The 928-nt window shown below is 55.5% G+C and carries 1 protein-coding gene; it reads left to right on the top strand.

Annotation, left to right across the window (positions count from 1 at the left end):
* Nucleotides 1-491: 491 nt before the first annotated feature.
* A partial coding sequence (locus HY30_RS18145) for a hypothetical protein (RefSeq protein ID WP_034744412.1) occupies nt 492-928 on the top strand: 437 nt, incomplete at its 3' end.

Below are 928 nucleotides of genomic sequence, written 5' to 3'. Positions count from 1 at the left end.
TTCTCAATACTTGCAAAAAGTGAAAGTTTCAAGAATTTTTGAGATCATTTAGCGAAGCCGGGTGGCTGAGAGCCGAAGTGGCCGGGCAGGATAAATATATCAGGGCCTGGGGGAGCTGATGGGGACAAGGGTAATACAATGGTCCGACCGCGCGGTGCCGACGGGCAGGAAGAGTGCGATATTGGCGACAAATTCCTCCGGCGCACCTGCCCGGAACGTGCCGCTCGGCGGCGAGATCGGGATCAGGCCCCCTGATCTTGGGGGTTGAGCAGCGGTTCAGCGCATTTTTAAAGAAACAATTCCGATCAACTCTTCTTGCCCTGTCGCATCGACAGCCCGAAGAGGAGCGACAGCAAATGCCGGCTCCAGATTGTTAGCAATATGCTCTCTTTAGACAAGACCATACTCACACACAATATGCATGAATTTTTAATGATATTACTTGCATTTAAGGAGGGCGGTCACCTATATGGACACAGATGGAGGCAAACATGACGGCCACGGCAGAACTGAAAAAGCGGCTCCGTCCGGGACAGGTGTACCGGCGCAAGGATCTTGCGCGCTGGTCCAATGCCATCGACCGGCATCTCCGCCTGTTGCTGGACGAAGGCAGGCTCGAAAAGGTCGGTCCGGGACTCTACATGGCGCCGCGCAAGACCCGTTTCGGCTCAGCACCCGCCAGTCCGGAAAAGCTGGTGGAGACATTCCTGGGAGATGACCGGTTTCTCATGGTCTCACCGAACGCGTATAACAGTCTCGGCCTCGGCACGACGCAGCTCTACAACGAACCTGTGGTTTACAACCGCAAACGCCACGGACACTTCAAACTGGACGGACGTCCCTATGACTTCCGGATGCGCGCATCTGTGCCGCCCAGCCTGAACGTGGAATTTCTCCTGGTCGACCTCCTGCACAATCTGGGCCGATT

This window comes from Hyphomonas chukchiensis, from assembly GCF_000682695.1.
In the GTDB taxonomy this organism is placed as follows: Bacteria; Pseudomonadota; Alphaproteobacteria; order Caulobacterales; family Hyphomonadaceae; genus Hyphomonas; species Hyphomonas chukchiensis.
Note: the sequence above shows the minus strand (reverse complement) of the source record. Positions and strands in the feature narration are given on the sequence as shown.